We start from the raw sequence: 15,872 nt of genomic DNA, 5'->3' as shown, positions 1-15,872 counted from the left end.
CTGATCTGCGCGCCGGAGTTGATCTTTGACGCGACCGCCGTGCAGGCCGCCCTGCAAGACGTCTGCGACACTGCCGATCCAAACGCACGTCGCGCCGCAGCGGTGGAGGTTCTGCGCAAGGTGCAGGACAATGGCCGCGCCGAGATCGCCAAGAGCTTCGCCGCATCTCCGTTCGATGCAAGGGGCATGACCCGCGCCTACACCTATCTGACCGACCATCTGGTCAGCACCGCGCTTGACATCGCCACCCGCCATCTGCACCCCAATCCCAACCCGACGGATGGCGAGCGCCTGTCGGTGATCGGCGTCGGCGGCTACGGTCGGGGTGAAATGGCCCCCTATTCTGACGTCGATCTGCTGTTCCTGATCCCCTACAAGGCCACAGCCTGGACCGAGAGCGTGGTGGAAAGCATGCTCTATATCCTGTGGGACCTGAAGATGAAGGTGGGCCATGCCACCCGGACGGTGCGCGACTGCATCCGCCTGGGGGCCGAGGATTTCACCATCCAGACCGCCCTGCTGGAACACCGCCCCATCGCGGGCGACACAGAACTCTCCCGGACACTGGACGAGAGGCTGGCCAGTGATCTCTTTGACGGCAAAGGCCGCGATTTCATCGAAGCAAAGCTGGAAGAACGGGACAAGCGGCACCTCAAACAGGGCCAGCGATATGTGGTGGAGCCCAACGTAAAAGAGGGCAAAGGCGGCCTGCGCGACCTGCATTCGCTGTTCTGGATCGCCAAACTGATCTACCACGTCGACCGGATCTGGGATCTGGTGGACAAGGGCGTGTTCCGCCCGGATGAATACAACACCTTCCGGGAGGCGGAGGATTTCCTTTGGGCCGTGCGGGGCCATCTGCACCTGCTGGCCGGTCGCGCCACCGAACAGCTCACCTTTGATGTCCAGGTCCAGGTGGCGGAGGCGATGGGATACCAGGACACCAGCGGCAGACGCGGGGTCGAGGTGTTCATGCAGGCCTATTTCCGCCACGCCACCGTCGTGGGGGATCTGACCCGCATCTTCCTGTCCAGCCTCGAAGCGATCCACGTCAAGGCGGAACCGCTGCTGGAACGCTTCTTCCGCCGCCGCCCCAAGGTCAAGGACGGCTACGAGGTCGTGCACAACCGGATCGCCATATCGGACGATTCCGCCTTTCTCTCGGACAAGCTGAACATGCTGCGCATCTTCGAGGAGGGGCTGCGCACCGGCATGCTGATCCACCCCGACGCCATGCGCCTGATCAAGGCGAACCTGCATCTCATCGACGACGAGCTGCGCGAGACGCCCGAGGCACAGCGCATCTTCTTCGATCTGCTGCTGAAGCATGGCAACCCGGAAAGGGCCCTGCGGCGGATGAACGAACTGGGCGTTCTGGCCGCCTTCATCCCTGAATTCGAACCCATCGTCGCGATGATGCAGTTCAACATGTATCACAGCTATACCGTGGACGAGCACACGATCCAATGCATCGCCAATCTGGCCAAGATCGAAAAGCAGGAACTGGTCGAGGAGCTTCCTGTCGCTTCTTCCATCCTCAAGCGGGGCGTGAACCGCAAGGTGATCTACACCGCCCTGCTGCTGCACGACATCGCCAAGGGCCGTCCCGAAGATCACTCCGTGCTGGGGGCCAAGATGGCGCGCAAGATCGCGCCCCGTCTGGGCCTGTCGCGGGCGGATGTGGATACCGTGGAATGGCTGGTCCGCTATCACCTGCTGATGTCGGACATGGCGCAGAAACGCGACATTGCCGACCCGCGCACGGTGCGCGACTTTGCCAAGGCGGTGCAGACGGTCCGGCGACTGGACCTTTTGTGCGTGCTGACGGTCTGCGACATCCGCGGCGTGGGACCCAACACCTGGAACAACTGGAAGGCGGTTCTGATCCGCGCGCTTTACCGGCAGACCAAGCGTGGCCTGCAGACGGGGCTGGAGGACATCAACCGCGAAAACCGTGGCGCCGAAGCCCGCAAGGCTTTGAAAGAGGCTTTGTCGGATTGGCCTGCCAAGGACCTCAAGGCGGAAAAGGCGCGGCATTATCCCCCCTACTGGCAGGGGCTGCATGTCACCGCCCATGTCGCTTTTGCCAAGATGCTGCGTGATATCGACGACGGCGATGTGCTCATCGACCTGCACCCGGACGAGGACCGGGACGCCACCCGCGCCTGTTTCGTCATGGCTGACCATCCGGGTATATTTTCGCGCCTTGCGGGGGCTTTGGCGCTGGTCGGTGCCAATGTCGTGGACGCGCGCAGCTACACCACCAAGGATGGTTTCGTGACCGATGCCTTCTGGATTCAGGACGCGGAGGGCAACGCCTACGAATCCTCCAAGCTGCCGCGCCTGCGCCAGATGATCGCCAAGACCCTGCGCGGCGAAGTCGTGGCGCGCGATGCGTTGAAATCCCGCGACAAGGTCAAGAAACGCGAAAAGGCGTTTCGCGTGCCCACGTCGATCACCTTCGACAACGAGGGATCGGAGATTTACACCATCATCGAGGTCGATACCCGCGACCGGCCTGGGCTGCTCTACGATCTGACGCGCACACTGGCAGGGGCAAACGTCTATATCGCCAATGCCGTGATCGCCACCTACGGCGCGCAGGTGGTCGACACCTTCTACGTCAAGGACATGTTCGGCCTGAAATACCACACGGTCTCCAAGCAGAAGATGCTGAAAAAGCGCCTGCGCGAGGCGATTGCGGAAGGCGCGGAACGGGCGGAGAATTAGGCCGTGTTGACCTAGAGGTCGGCCCGACCGTTGCGACATCTGCCGGAAAACTCCCGAATTCCTGCACACGCCGCCCCATTGCGCGGCATCTCGGCAACGGCTAGGCAAAGCGCAGCGCAATTCTCCGAGGCATCCATGAAACCCATCCGCCTAATGTCTGGCTTTTTCACCGTGGGGGTCTGGACCCTGCTCAGCCGCATTCTGGGTTTCCTGCGCGAAGTGCTGCTTTTGTCGCTCATCGGTCCGGGGCCGGTGATGGATGCCTTTGTCGCCGCCTTCCGCCTGCCCAACATGTTCCGCCGCTTCTTTGCCGAAGGGGCGTTCAACGCGGCCTTTGTGCCCATGTTCGCCAAAAAGCTGGAAGGCGAAGAAGGTGCCGCCAGTTTTGCCCGCGACGCGTTCAACGGGTTGGGGATGGTTGTCCTGGTGCTGACCGGTCTGGGGATGATCTTCATGCCCGCGCTGGTCTGGGCCACCGCCGAAGGCTTTGCCGGGGATGCGCGTTTCGACATGACCGTGGGCTTCGGGCGCATCGTGTTTCCCTACATTCTGTGCATGTCCCTGTCCGCCCTGTTTTCCGGCATCCTGAATGCCACAGGCCGCTTTGCGGTTGCGGCGGCAGCACCGGTGCTGCTGAACATCTTTGTGATCACCGCGATGACGATCGGTGCGCTGACCGGCGGTGTTGTGGTGAACTGGCTGATCTGGTCGATACCCCTGGCGGGGGTCGCGCAGTTGGCCCTGACCTGGCGCGCCGCCGCTGATGCCGGGTTTTCCCTGCGCCCCGGTCGGCCCCGGTGGACCCCCGACATGCGCAACATGATCGTGATCGCCCTGCCCGCCGCGCTCGCCTCGGGCGTCATGCAGATCAACCTGGTGGTCGGCCAGCTGGTGGCCAGCCAGTACGACAGCGCGGTGTCCTGGCTTTTTGCGGCAGACCGGCTTTATCAGCTCCCGCTTGGCGTGGTGGGTATCGCCGTAGGCGTCGTGCTGCTGCCCGACCTGTCGCGCCGCCTGCGTGCAGGTGACGACGCGGGCGCGCGCGGTGCACTCAGCAGGGCGGCCGAAATATCGCTGGCACTGACCATCCCGTCAGCCGTGGCGCTGGTGGTCGTGCCGCTGGCCTTGGTGACGGTACTGTTCCAGCGCGGCGCGTCCGACGTGGACGACAGCGCCGCCATCGCGACGGCGGTGACGATCTACGGCCTGGGTCTGCCGGCCTTTGTGCTGCAAAAGATCCTACAGCCGATATATTTCGCGCGTGAAGATACACGGCGACCGTTCTACTTTGCGCTCGTCGCAATGGTGGTGAACGCCGCGCTTGCCATCGGCCTCGCACCGCTGGTCGGCTGGGTCTCGCCTGCCATCGCAGCAACGATCGCGGGTTGGGCCATGTTCGCCTGTCTCGCCATCGGCGCGCGCAGCTACGGCGAAGCGGCGAAATTCGACAGCCGGTTTCACAGCCGCATCTGGCGGGTGCTGGCGGCTTCGGCGGTGATGGGCCTGTGCCTCTGGGCTGCCAATGTCGCCCTTCAGCCCTTTCTCGGCATGCCCTGGTGGCGCGGCCTGGCGCTGGTGCTGCTCATCCTGGTGGGCATGGTCAGCTACTTCGGCGTGGGACAGCTGATCGGGGCCTTCAGGCTCTCGGAATTCAGACGTGCCCTGCGCCGCGGGTGAGCAGCCCCCGCTTCTTTATGCCAAAAATACTTCAATCCGGCGGTGCAGCTCTCACCGCCGCCTGAGACCGGCGCGCATCCGCGCCCATTCTCCCGGCGCCAACAGGAAACACAACGCAAACCCGCAGAAAAACCCCGCAAGCTCCGCCACCCAGAGCATACCGACCTCAAAGAACACGCCCCAGAGCAACTGAAGCCCCATCAGGAGCCCGATCAGGGTGAACGCCCGCGCCTGCGGCTCGCCGGTCCGCCCCAGCGACCGCCACAGCACAAAGGTATAGGCGCCGATCAGGCCATAGACGTTGGGATAGGCCCCGGTCAGCCACATCGGATTGTCCAGCAGCAGCCCATAGACAACCGCCCCGCCGACCCCTGAGAGGACAAAAATGAGAACAAAGGCCACCTGCCCCATCACCTCGGCGACCATCTTGCCCAGCGCCAGCAGCAGCACCATGGCAAAGATGCCGTGTGTGAAACTCAGGTGAACGAAAGGATAGCTCAACAGCCGCAGCAGTTCGGGCAGCGGAAATTGCCGATTGGCTATCATCCAGTCGAAGATCTGCCCGGAAAACCCATAGTCGCGGATCAGGCCCAGTCGCCAGCCCACGGCGCCGGGACCGCCGATCAGACCGGCCTCGCCAAGGCTCAGCCCCGCCTCGACCCCGGCGATGGCAACGAACAACAGGATCACGGCCGGGGGCATGGGGTTGACCGGCGGCTGGAAGTCGGGTGCGGACATGGGCGCTCCTTGACGGGATTGGCCCCCATGAGTAAGCCGTGCCCACCGCTATTTCCAGCCCCAGAGGTCGCCCATGTCCGAGACATCCTTCACCCCGCGCGTGTTTTCCGGGATCCAACCCTCGGGCGGCCTGACGCTGGGCAACTATCTTGGCGCGATCAAGCGGTTCGTGTCGATGCAGGACGAGGACTTCGAGACGATCTATTGCATGGTCGACCTGCACGCGATCACGGCGAAATTCCTTGAACCCGACGTGCTGCGCCGCAATACGCGCGAACTGGCCGCGGGTTTCATCGCCAGCGGGATCAGCCCCGAAAAATCCATCCTGATCAACCAAAGCCAGGTGCCCGAACACGCCCAGCTCGCCTGGATCTTCAACTGCGTGGCCCGGATGGGCTGGATGGGGCGGATGACCCAGTGGAAGGACAAGGCCGGCAAGAATGCCGAGGCCGCCTCGCTCGGTCTCTTTGCCTATCCCGCCCTGATGGCCGCCGATATTCTGATCTACCACGCGACGCATGTGCCGGTCGGCGAGGACCAGAAGCAGCATCTCGAACTGACCCGCGACATCGCGGCCAAGTTCAACCATGACTACGGTGTCGACTTCTTTCCATTGACCGAACCGGTCATCGAGGGGGCCGCGACCCGCGTGATGTCTCTGCGCGACGGGTCCAAGAAGATGTCGAAATCGGACCCTTCGGACGCCAGCCGGATCAACATGACCGACGACGCCGACGCGATTGCCAAGAAGATCCGCAAGGCCAAGACCGACCCAGACGCCCTGCCCTCGGAGGCTGAGGGGCTGAAGGACCGCCCCGAGGCGCGCAATCTGGTGAACATCTACGCCGGGCTTGCCGAGCAGAGCGTCGATCAGGTGCTGTCCGAAGTCGGCGGGCAGCAATTCGGCACGTTCAAGCCCCTGCTCGCGGACCTGGCCGTGGCCAAGCTCGCCCCGATCTCGGCAGAGATGGCCCGCCTGATGAGTGAACCCGACGAAATCGACCGCATCCTTGCGCATGGGGCGGAACAGGCACGGGACATCACCGCGCCCGTCCTCAAGAAGACTTACGAAATCATCGGCATGGTGGGCTGAACGTCTTCGGGGACGAAGACCAGTGGTTCCTGAGCCCGGCTGCGCTGCCAACCCGTCGCAGACAGTTCGATACCGCTGTACTGCGTGAACAGGGCGGATCTGGACGCGGGCGATTTCCTGTTCTGATCGCCCTGGCCTACTTTCGCCCCGACAACGTCTGTCGCGCGCGGTCCAGGTAGCCGGATTTGCGCAGGGTGTTGGACGGATAGCTGTGGTCGAAAAGATAGCGTTCGATGTTGAAGTCGGTCTCGATCGTCTTCAGTTCGTTCACCAGTTTCAGGCTTTCGCCCGTCTTGTCCTGCGCGGCGTGCAGACCGATCAGCTGCCGCCGAGGGGCACGATAGGCGGGCGAGCGTTCCGCGGCGAGCTTCGAGCTGGCCACCGCTTCCTCGGTCCGCTGCAACGAGATGCACAGCAACGCATGGTGCAGGTTGCACATGGCCTCGAATTTGGACAGGGCAGAGATCGACTTGCTCTGCTGCGACAGGGCATAGGCCTGTTCCAGCTCTCCACGTGCGGCGCGGCCCACCGACATGGCCTGCAACGCGAACAGGTTGTTGGGGTTCTCGCGCAGTGCGCGGCGGGCCAGACCGATCGCATTGTCATGCCGTTCGAAAAGGATCGCCTGCACGTTGGCGCTGACCGCCGCCATCATCGGATCGCCGGGCGAAAGCTCCTCGGCCCTTGCAAGGAGCGCCGAAATCTCTTCCAGCGAGGCGGCATCCTCGACCAGAAACCCCTCCATGATCATGGAAGTCATCGCCCAGGCCTTGAGCGCGAGATAGAGACCTGCATCCATCTCGTCGTTGGCGAGGTCAAGGACCTCAAGGCTTGACCGCATCTCGGCGGCGTCGAACGTCAGGACCTTGCGCAGCGCCTTCTGCACGTGGGCGGAACGCGTGACCAGCGGGCTTTGCGTGCGCTGCAATCCGGGCAGTTTTTCCAGCGTCAGGTCGGCCACGTTCCAGCAGAAACGGCCCAGCAGTTCCTGACTGCGCAGGAAAGAGCTCAGGTCATCGGCAAAGCAGTGGTCGGTATGGACGATCTCGTCCCTTATCGGGTCGATGACCTGCACAAGGATCGTGGCGCCCCGGTCCTCTTCCTCGATACTGGTGCGGATCACGAGGTCGGCGGTGGTTTCTGTAATGGTCCGGCGTGAGATCGCGATGAAATCCGTGATGATCTTGCCGACCTGATCGTTGACGATCTGCGGCTTGACGCTTGCCGCTGTAGACAGGTTCCACGGCTCACCACATTGTATGGTCACGCGCGCGGGCAGATGCGCTTCGGGTCGGTTCGTTCCGCTGGGCCGCCGGAGCGTCATACGCTGGCGCATGAGCCAATCGGTGAACTCCGGATCCGGAATCACCAGCCCTTCGAGAAATTCACGGCTGCTGTCGCTATCTTCGAGATCGGTCTCGATGCGCGTGCTGTCCAGCCAGACCGATGACCTGTCGGACCCCAGGATGTCTGCGAAATTGCCCAGGCTTTTGCGGATGTCCACCAATGTCGTGCGCAGGCTGCCACGCGCCTGTTCACTGGCGCGGTCGCTCCACAGCTTTTCCTCAAGCCAGCGCCGCTTGCGGGTGTGATTGTCGCTGGCGGCGAGCATGGCCAGAAGGCCCATCGCCTTCTTCCCCCGAGGGGTCAACACGCTCCCCGTCGGCGACGTGATGCGACAATCACCCCGCAATGTGAACCGTACCAGCGCCATGCCCCCGCCCCGCGTGCAACTCTTTCAGAAGCCGTGATAAAACCGTTAGTATCGGCACCCCGTCACGGTGTCTGTTGACCCAAGCCTATGCGCAGGCTGTACTGAACACAACGGTTCTCGGAGGGGTGCTATGACGAGGCTAGGCGGACTTAACGGTCGAAATGGCCGTAACGGCAGGAATGGTCGCAACGGAAGAAACGGGCGCAACGGGCGAGATGGCATCTTCTTTGCTGGGGGCGCAAGCGACAGTCAGGTCAGCGCGGCCTTGATGACGACCTTTGAGGGGATCACCCGTCTGTGGGATTCGGCCCTGCATCGCCCCCGCACCAGTTCGCCCACCACCGGGCTGCCCGCGCTGTCGCCAGACCTTGCAGCGTTCGAGCGTCACGAGGCGTTCTTTCGCAACCATATCGTGGATTACAATCTCGACCGGCTGTTCGCACCGCTGGTCCTGAATGCGCCGACCGACGTGGTGTTGCAGGAGGCGGGTGCCGCCGCGCCGATCTTTACCTTGCCGCTGCCACAGGCCACGGGCGGGCAGACGCAGTGGCGCGAAACCCTGAACGCATACCTTCGCGGGCAGATGCGGTTCGTCAAGAGCGCCGCAGCCCTGCGCGACGAGCGGTTCGATGAGATTCATGTCCAGCAGACCGATACGCTCAGCTTTTTCGGCGCGTTGATGTCGCTCGACGACAATCGCACCCCCTGGACGCTGATGCTGCTGGACGCGATCCTGCGGTTCGGCACCTACATCGAGATGCCGGTCAAGCTGCACCTGTCGGCAGCCCGCCCGAATGAAATGTCGGGTTTCGTGCAGCCCATCATTCAGCCGCCCAGCCATGCCAGCTTTCCCAGCGGTCATTCGGTCGAAGCCTTCGCCGTGGCCACGGTGCTGCACGCGCTGTCCACCGACAGTTCCGGCAACACCCCCTATTCGGTGGAATCCGCCTTCGCGCCGCAGCAGCCCCCGACCGAGGCGAGCCTGCTGATGCGGCTGGCAGCCCGCATCGCGGAAAATCGTACCGTCGCGGGCGTGCATTTCCCCGCGGACAGCTTCGCCGGAGCCGCGATGGGCATGGCGATTGGCGAATATCTGGTCAACGCATTGAGCGGGGCGACGTCAACCGGTGCTTACCGGCTGGAAACCGCAGGCATTGCGGCGCTGGATTTCAATTTCGACAGCCTCAGCTTTTCCGGTCCGCAAAAGGCGTTCGATCACGCCCCCGGCACGGTAGCGGTAAACGCCGCGATTGTGTCACCGCTTCTGCGAGATATCTGGGCGCGGGCCCGCGCCGAGATGCGCGTGGCGGATTTCTAGCGTCAGGCCGAAGGCGGGCCTGATCCGACCAGTTCCCGGCTGAGCCGGGCGGCGGCACCGCTTGACCCCGACAGCCGCGACCCCGTGCCGGAATAAGTGCCCGTGGTGCGCTGACCGTATGTAAAGACCCGATCAACCACCCTGTGATGCGTCGCACCCCCGGTCCCTGCCCACGGCGCGCCGCGTGCGGCATAGTCCGCACCAGTGGTCTGCCCCAGCACGTCCTTGAGCGCCCCGACCGTGTGGATACGCGGATGGCTGGCACAGGCGAAGGCGCTGCAGGTGCCGTCGTTCGTAAGCGGCTCCAGCACGTCCCGACCGGGATGCCCGTCCTTGACAACCGGTACGCCGATGCCCTCAAAAAAGGATTGCCGACCACCGATGACAAAGCCGGGCGCCGTGTCGCCGCGCTGGATCTGGAATACCAGATCGACCGGTTCATTGGTGGTGTTGGTCACGGAGAGCCGCCAGTCGCCTGCCGGGGCCACCGGCAGCCCCGGGTCGATCCGCCGCGTGGGCGCAATGGCGAGGTTGTAAAAACCCCGCGTCGCGGGCCGCCCGGTCAGGTTTCGTTCCGGCGCGTGATACAGCCGCGCCGCCGCGCCAGCACGGTCGGGGCCAAGCGGCGGCACAGCCGCACCAGCGGCGGGCGCGGTGTGCAGAACCTGGCTGCCATCGGGCGACAAGAGCGTCAGCTGCAGCCCCTCAGGAAGGCTGGCCAGATGCGAGGCGGGGCCGGCCCCCAGAGCGCGGATCTCCATAAAGCTCGGGACCGGATCGTCAGGCTGCACCACCCAGACCAGCGGGTCCGAGGTTGCCCCCGGTGCCACGCTTTGCCGCGCAACCTGGTGGCTGTTGAGGCTGTTGCCGTATGCGTAGACCACATGCACTTCCTGGCCCAGCGCCTCGGCCATAGTGACCTCTCGCGCGACCTGCGCCTCCAGAAACTTGCCGCCGTCTTTCTGCCCCGCCAGCACACCGTAACTGATGTTGATCACCAGCCGCGCCTGCGGCGCCCGCCGGCGCGCTTCGGCGCAAAGCCAACGGACCCCTTGCACGATATAGCTTTCGCTGTAGGTCCCGGTGGTATCAACGGCGGCTTCGGGCGGAAGCTGCACCGCCATCAGCGGCACCGTACACACATCGTCCGGCGCGCAGGCGTCCTGCCCGTAGGCAAGGTTAGCCACCGCCGTGCCGTGGCTTTGCCCAGGCGGCGCGCGGCGGAAGGGGTCCCAAACGTGCAGCGCCTCGTTGATCTGCTGGTAAATGCGCTGCTCGTCCCGGGGATCGTTGCGGATCATCGCGTCAATGTCGGGTTTGCGCAGGAAACGGCCCAGCTCGACCGCATTCACCGGCGGCAGAGGCGTACTGACCAGACATTCGCGCGCCTGCAGCCAAACCGCCTCAAATCGGGTTTCGCCCGCGCGGATTCCCTGTTGGTGACGGAAAGTGGTGTTCAGAAACCCGATGTCGTTGTCGATCACCGCGCCGATCACCTGCGTCTCGATGGGGGGAAGGGACGTCGCCCGCGCCGTGTTGATGCCAGCCGGTCTTTGATTTCTCAACAGAACAGGCGCGCCCACGTCAATGACCTGAAAGACTGCGTCATAGCGGGAATGATCCGCCATGCTGCGGGCGATGGGACGATAAAGAAAGAACTCCAACGGAGTGCCCGACAGCAGCGCATGTTCAAGGCCGATCAGCAGATCGTCCAGGTCGAAGGCCAGGTCAGACCCCGAGAGAAAGGCAACCTCGGACAGCGCCAGCACCTCTGCGCTGCCTGAGGGCACGGCACCCCGCCGCATCTTGGTAAGCCGGTCATTCGACCCTGCCGACAAGGGGGTGTTCAACCGCACGAAAACGGGTTCGTAGACCATCATCGAGGTCTCGTCCGCGATGCGGCCAAGCGAAGGCGCTGGCCCGTCTACCGCCTTGTCCATCAAGTCGGCCCAATGAAGGTATCCGTCCCAGAAATACTCCTGCATCGTCTGCGTCATCCGGCCCCCCAGCCCTGCCGCATCGGGCGCGGCACGCAAGAACGAGTGTGACCGCAGCCCGGACGGGTGGTCAAGCTGCGGCCTGGCTGCGGCAAATGATTAACGGTTTACTAACGCGCAATCCGCGTTCCCCTGGGTAAACTGAAGGCGGCTGTCTAGGCTGGTGTTTGTGATCCGGGTGGGGGCGATGCCGCCGCGAAGCTTCCGGTCAGCGCAAAATGTCCGGGGGAATATGCGTAGTGGCAAAGCTTCGTATTTTAATCTGCTCGGGTCATGAATGCCTGGCGTATGCGGAGTGCATTACACTTCGTATGCGCCACCTTGCCCTCCGGGGATGATAGTGCCGCCGGAATTCTCGCCTGCGGCTGTCGTGCGGTCGTGGCAATTTGGCTCAGCGACCTGGTGCGGGATTCACCCGCACCGTTGAAAACGGCGGCATCCTGCACACCGTGTCGAATGCGGCACAAGCGCGATGCCCCCGACATCTCCCCGTCGGGAACGACCGGGTCGGTCTGTCACGGACCGGCCCGGTTTCATGACCCTGCTGCCCCCTTCGGCAAACGGCAAAGGGCCTGCAAAATGGGCCTTGGGCCTGCCGAACCCTTGACTTCCCGCACAGCAAGGGGTGTATCTGCGCCAATTCATTCAGCCCTGAAGGGGACAGCACATGCACGCCTATCGCAGCCACACCTGCGCCGATCTGAACCTTGCCAACAAGGGCGAAGAGGTCCGCCTTGCCGGATGGGTCCATCGGGTGCGGGATCACGGTGGCGTGCTGTTCATCGACCTGCGCGACCACTATGGCATGACGCAGCTGCTGTGCGACCCCGACAGCCCTGTATTCTCGCAGGTGGAAAAGGTCCGCGCCGAATGGTGTATCCGCATCGACGGCACAGTGAAAGCGCGCGCCGAAGGTCTGGAGAACCCGAAGATCCCGACAGGCGGGATCGAGGTCTATATCCGCGACATCGAAGTGCTGGGCCGTGTGAACGGTGACTTGCCCCTGCAGGTTTTCGGCGATCAGGAATACCCCGAGGAAACCCGCCTGCGCTATCGCTACCTCGATCTGCGCCGCGAGAAGATGCAGAACAACATGGTGCTGCGATCGGACGTTGTGACCTCGCTCCGCAAGCGCATGTGGGATCAGGGGTTCAAGGAATTCCAGACCCCGATCATTACCGCCTCCAGCCCCGAAGGTGCGCGTGATTTTCTCGTGCCGTCGCGCCTGCATCCGGGCAAGTTCTACGCCCTGCCGCAGGCGCCGCAGCAGTTCAAGCAGCTGCTGATGGTCTCGGGCTTTGACAAGTATTTCCAGATCGCGCCCTGTTTCCGCGATGAAGACCCGCGTGCGGACCGTTCGCCCACCGATTTCTACCAGCTTGACATGGAAATGTCCTTTGTCGAGCAGCAGGACGTGTTCGACACGATCCAGCCCGTGATCGCCGGGGTTTTCGAAGAGTTCGGCGGCGGCAAGAGGGTGGACCAGACCTGGGAGCAGATCTCCTACAGGGATGCCGCGCTCTGGTACGGGTCGGACAAGCCCGATCTCAGGAACCCGATCAAGATGCAGGTCGTCTCCGAACATTTCGCGGGCTCCGGTTTCGCCATCTTTGCCAAGCTGCTGGAGCAGGAAGGCACCGAGGTCCGGGCGATCCCCGCGCCGACTGGCGGGTCGCGCAAGTTCTGCGACCGGATGAACGCTTTTGCCCAGAAGGAAGGGCTGCCCGGCATGGGCTATATTTTCTGGCGCGAGAAAACGGCGGATGCCGTGGCACAGGAAATGGGCATCACCGTGAAAGAAGCTCAGGCCAAGCTGAAATCCGGCGAGGTGGAAGGCGGCATGGAAGCGGCAGGTCCGCTGGCCAAGAACATCGGCCCCGAACCCACCGAGGCGATCCGCCAGCAGCTGGGTCTGGGCGTCGGCGATGCGGCGTTCTTCCTTGGTGGTAAGCCCAAGGCCTTTGAGGCCATCGCGGGCCGCGCCCGCAACATCATCGGCGAAGAACTGGGCCTGACGGACAAGGACCGCTTCGCCTTTGCGTGGATCGTGGATTTCCCGATCTACGAGAAAGACGAAGAGAGCGGCAAGATCGACTTTGAGCACAACCCTTTCTCCATGCCGCAGGGCGGGATGGACGCCTTGCAGGGCGATCCGCTGCAGGTGCTGGGTTTTCAGTATGATCTGGCCTGTAACGGCTACGAACTGGTGTCGGGCGCGATCCGGAACCACCGCCCCGAAATCATGTTCAAGGCTTTCGAAATCGCCGGCTACGGCGAGGAAGAAGTCCGCAAACGCTTTGGCGGCATGGTCAATGCGTTCCAGTATGGCGCGCCGCCCCACGGGGGATGCGCTGCCGGGATCGACCGCATCGTGATGCTGCTGGCCGAGGAACAGAACATCCGCGAGGTAATCCTGTTCCCCATGAACCAGCGTGCGGAAGATCTGATGATGAACGCGCCGAGCGACCCTACCAGCGACCAGTTGATGGAACTTGGGCTCAGGGTGATCCCGCAGGACTAAGTCGGGGTTCAGGGCATGTGCCGCACGCTTGCCTGAACCTGCCCCGCCTCAGGCGACAGGGCTTGCCTGTCAATCCTCCAGCGAGTCTTCCTTCTTCTCGTCGATCAGATCACGCTCTTCCTTTTTGCGGGCTTCGAAGCGGGCGCCGTATCCTTCGATCTCGCTCTCGTCGATCACTTCTTTGGCGCGGGCAAAGACCTCTTCTTCTTCCTCATCCATGTGGTGCTCATAATCGTGCTTGAGCGTCTTGAACTTCGTCAGCCAGCCTGAGGACGACATGTCCATCTCGTTCAGTTCTTCCATCAGGTCGTCGAGTTGCTGGTGTTCGTGCACGGAATGGCGCGCAGCGTCCTGGCCCCAGGTCTTGGAAATGAGCTTGGAATAGAACGTCTCTTCCTCTGCTGCGGCGTGGGACTTCACATCGTGGTAAAAACTGCTCCAGGCGTTCTGACGCGCAGCACTATCGCCGCTGGTCTCGCCGATTTCATTCAAAAGGCTACGGTGCTGGTCGTGATCGGCTTTGATCGCGTCATAGATCGTGGGCATTTACAGGTCCTTTCGTTCAATTCTGTCCAACGCGCAGAGGTGCGCGCCGGTTCCCGGCCAAAACCGGCCTGCATCCGAACAAGGGGGATGCAATGAAAACCGGGACATACTATCTTGTCCGCAAGGCCGGTTCTGGAGACGACATGGGCTTTTCACCGCATCTTGCCGAAAGGCGTTTCGGGTATGGCAGGTCGCCGTCCATCGCACCGCCGGAGAACATCGCGGGCATGCTCGGTCGGTTGCGCGGAAAGGACCTGATGGCCGAGCGGTTCCCGGTGCCCGGCTTTCGCCAGCTTCAGGATGGACACGTCGTCAAGGCTCGCTTCGACGCCTTCGCCCGCAAAAAGGCCACGACCCCAGAGCAGGCCGCCGAGGCCCGCGAGAAATCGGATGAAATTGAGCAGCGTTTTCGGCATCAGCAGCTGGAAACCTTTGCCCAGCAACAACTAAGGCGCATTCACAGCAAAGATAATTTCCGCGAAAGGCTTGTCGATTTCTGGTCGGATCATTTCACCGCACAGGGCAAATCAGGGCTGCTGAAGCTTGCGATCCCCGCCTATGTGGAAGAAGCGGTGCGGCCTCATGTTTCGGGCCGTTTTGTCGATATGCTCTCCGCCTGCATCACACACCCCGTGATGCTGGAGTACCTGGACCAAAGCACCTCTGTCGGACCGAACAGCAAGCGGGGCCGACGCAAGGGCAATCGCCGTGGTCTCAACGAGAACCTGGCCCGGGAATTGCTGGAGCTGCACACGCTGGGCGTCGGCGCGGCCTATTCCCAGACGGATGTGCGGCAGATGGCAGAGCTGTTGACCGGACTGACCCGGACACGGGACTACAGCTTTGTCTTTCGCAAGGGCTGGGCCGAGCCCGGGGCGGAAACCGTGCTGGGAAAGACCTATAGCGACCAGCCTGGTATGCAGCCGATCCGCAATGCCCTCAGCGACCTGGCGATGCATCCGAGCACGGCACGTCACCTGGCTGGCAAGCTGGCGGTGCATTTCATCTCCGACACCCCGACGGAACGGACGATCGGGCGGCTGACGCGAACGTATCTGGACAGCGATGGCGACCTGATGGCTGTCTATGAGGCGCTGCTGAACGATCCCGCGGCATGGGATAGCCCCCCGACGAACATCCGCCCCCCTTTGGAGTACATGAGCACCGCCCTGCGCGCGCTCGCCGTGCCGCCCGACCGCTTCGCGGCACTGACGCCAAAAGAGACCCTCCGCTGGTTCCTGCGTCCCCTGAAGATCATGGGACAGGACTGGGACCGCGTATCAGGGCCTGACGGCTGGCCCGAAACGGACGCCGCCTGGGTCACTCCGCAGGGCGTCGCCGCCCGGCTGGACTGGGCGATGAACGTGCCTGCACGCCTGCTGGACGACCTGCCTGACCCTCAGCAGATGCTTCAGGACATTGTGGGGCCGGACGCAACTGACGCGCTGAAATTTGCCGCATCAGCCGCGGAAACCCAGGCCGTGGGGGTCGGGCTGATCCTCATCTCGCCCGCCTTGCAGCGCCGTTAGAAGGAGAAA

Annotated in this window: 10 protein-coding genes; 6 read left to right on the top strand and 4 right to left on the bottom strand. The window is 63.1% G+C overall.

Annotated features, from left to right (window positions below; translation table 11 throughout):
* Window positions 1-21 precede the first annotated feature (21 nt).
* Both FIU94_RS07270 and murJ read left to right on the top strand, forming a co-directional pair.
* Complete coding sequence (locus FIU94_RS07270; protein ID WP_254702651.1) at window positions 22-2,730, top strand: [protein-PII] uridylyltransferase; 2,709 nt, start codon at window positions 22-24, stop codon at window positions 2,728-2,730.
* Between the two features lie 135 nt (window positions 2,731-2,865).
* A complete protein-coding gene (murJ, locus tag FIU94_RS07265) occupies window positions 2,866-4,407 on the top strand; it encodes a murein biosynthesis integral membrane protein MurJ (protein ID WP_152465144.1) in 1,542 nt (513 codons plus the stop codon).
* Between the two features lie 51 nt (window positions 4,408-4,458).
* On the opposite strand, the gene FIU94_RS07260 is transcribed toward murJ, so the two are convergent.
* Complete coding sequence (locus FIU94_RS07260) at window positions 4,459-5,145, bottom strand: rhomboid family intramembrane serine protease (protein WP_152465143.1); 687 nt, start codon at window positions 5,143-5,145, stop codon at window positions 4,459-4,461.
* Window positions 5,146-5,218: 73 nt separating this feature from the next.
* Here FIU94_RS07260 and trpS point away from each other — a divergent pair, with 73 nt between their 5' ends.
* Window positions 5,219-6,238, top strand: a complete 1,020-nt coding sequence (trpS, locus tag FIU94_RS07255; RefSeq protein ID WP_152465142.1) for a tryptophan--tRNA ligase — start codon at window positions 5,219-5,221, stop codon at window positions 6,236-6,238.
* Window positions 6,239-6,374: 136 nt separating this feature from the next.
* Here trpS and FIU94_RS07250 read toward each other — a convergent pair whose 3' ends face one another.
* Window positions 6,375-7,865: a hypothetical protein gene (locus FIU94_RS07250; RefSeq protein WP_152465141.1), complete on the bottom strand. Its 1,491-nt coding sequence runs from the start codon at window positions 7,863-7,865 to the stop codon at window positions 6,375-6,377.
* Window positions 7,866-8,220: 355 nt separating this feature from the next.
* Here FIU94_RS07250 and FIU94_RS07245 point away from each other — a divergent pair, with 355 nt between their 5' ends.
* Window positions 8,221-9,270, top strand: coding sequence for a phosphatase PAP2 family protein (locus FIU94_RS07245; protein ID WP_172975866.1), 1,050 nt, complete (start codon window positions 8,221-8,223; stop codon window positions 9,268-9,270).
* Window positions 9,271-9,272: 2 nt separating this feature from the next.
* Here FIU94_RS07245 and FIU94_RS07240 read toward each other — a convergent pair whose 3' ends face one another.
* The gene (locus FIU94_RS07240; protein ID WP_152465139.1) at window positions 9,273-11,267 is read right to left on the bottom strand and encodes a S8 family serine peptidase; all 1,995 of its coding nucleotides are present in this window, start codon (window positions 11,265-11,267) and stop codon (window positions 9,273-9,275) included.
* Window positions 11,268-11,934: 667 nt separating this feature from the next.
* Between FIU94_RS07240 and aspS the strand changes: the two genes are divergently transcribed.
* Complete coding sequence (gene aspS / locus FIU94_RS07235; RefSeq protein ID WP_152465138.1) at window positions 11,935-13,788, top strand: aspartate--tRNA ligase; 1,854 nt, start codon at window positions 11,935-11,937, stop codon at window positions 13,786-13,788.
* A gap of 69 nt (window positions 13,789-13,857) precedes the next feature.
* On the opposite strand, the gene FIU94_RS07230 is transcribed toward aspS, so the two are convergent.
* Entirely contained in the window at window positions 13,858-14,334 is a 477-nt protein-coding gene (locus FIU94_RS07230; RefSeq protein WP_152465137.1) for a hemerythrin domain-containing protein, read from the bottom strand.
* A gap of 92 nt (window positions 14,335-14,426) precedes the next feature.
* Here FIU94_RS07230 and FIU94_RS07225 point away from each other — a divergent pair, with 92 nt between their 5' ends.
* Window positions 14,427-15,863, top strand: coding sequence for a DUF1800 family protein (locus tag FIU94_RS07225; protein WP_254702631.1), 1,437 nt, complete (start codon window positions 14,427-14,429; stop codon window positions 15,861-15,863).
* Window positions 15,864-15,872: the final 9 nt, after the last annotated feature.

The sequence above is a fragment of the Sulfitobacter sp. THAF37 genome (assembly GCF_009363555.1).
Taxonomy (GTDB): domain Bacteria; phylum Pseudomonadota; class Alphaproteobacteria; order Rhodobacterales; family Rhodobacteraceae; genus Sulfitobacter.
Note: the sequence above shows the minus strand (reverse complement) of the source record. Positions and strands in the feature narration are given on the sequence as shown.

Excerpts from the sequence above, each read along its gene's own strand:
- FIU94_RS07240 (WP_152465139.1), bottom strand. The coding sequence starts at position 11,267 with ATGACGCAGACGATGCAGGAGTATTTCTGGGACGGATACCTTCATTGG.
- FIU94_RS07230 (WP_152465137.1), bottom strand. The coding sequence starts at position 14,334 with ATGCCCACGATCTATGACGCGATCAAAGCCGATCACGACCAGCACCGT.
- FIU94_RS07260 (WP_152465143.1), bottom strand. The coding sequence starts at position 5,145 with ATGTCCGCACCCGACTTCCAGCCGCCGGTCAACCCCATGCCCCCGGCC.
- FIU94_RS07245 (WP_172975866.1), top strand. The coding sequence starts at position 8,221 with ATGACGACCTTTGAGGGGATCACCCGTCTGTGGGATTCGGCCCTGCAT.
- FIU94_RS07225 (WP_254702631.1), top strand. The coding sequence starts at position 14,427 with ATGAAAACCGGGACATACTATCTTGTCCGCAAGGCCGGTTCTGGAGAC.
- trpS (WP_152465142.1), top strand. The coding sequence starts at position 5,219 with ATGTCCGAGACATCCTTCACCCCGCGCGTGTTTTCCGGGATCCAACCC.
- murJ (WP_152465144.1), top strand. The coding sequence starts at position 2,866 with ATGAAACCCATCCGCCTAATGTCTGGCTTTTTCACCGTGGGGGTCTGG.
- aspS (WP_152465138.1), top strand. The coding sequence starts at position 11,935 with ATGCACGCCTATCGCAGCCACACCTGCGCCGATCTGAACCTTGCCAAC.
- FIU94_RS07250 (WP_152465141.1), bottom strand. The coding sequence starts at position 7,865 with ATGGGCCTTCTGGCCATGCTCGCCGCCAGCGACAATCACACCCGCAAG.